Source organism: Streptomyces sp. NRRL F-2664 (assembly GCF_000719345.1).
Lineage (GTDB): Bacteria > Actinomycetota > Actinomycetes > Streptomycetales > Streptomycetaceae > Streptomyces.
Genome location: NZ_JOFX01000456.1, coordinates 1 through 321, shown reverse-complemented (window position 1 = coordinate 321; position 321 = coordinate 1). Strand labels below are relative to the sequence as shown.

The 321-nt window shown below is 76.6% G+C and carries 1 pseudogene; it reads left to right on the top strand.

Annotated elements, in window-relative coordinates:
- Positions 1-321: pseudogene (locus tag IF89_RS0136505) on the top strand (hypothetical protein); the annotation flags it as partial.

Sequence of the window (321 nt, the reverse complement as noted above, 5' to 3'; positions counted from 1 at the left end):
GAAACCGTGTACACGTACAACAGCCGCGGAGACCTGGCCACCCGCACCGACACCCGCCCCACCACCAGCCCCGCTCCCGCCCCCACCAGCCCCGCTCCCGGCGGCGACAACAGCGGCGGCGGTGCGGGCAGCGGCGGGCAGGAGGGTGCCAGCGGGGACGGCAGCAGCGGGCACAGCGGAGAGGGGGCCGCTGGCACCCCGCCCGCCACGACGCACACCGTGCACGGCTACGACGCCTACGGCCGGCTCACCTCCACCGTCCTGCACGGCGGCGGCGACGCGAAGGCGCCGGTGCTGCGGTCGACCGCCTACACCGCCAAC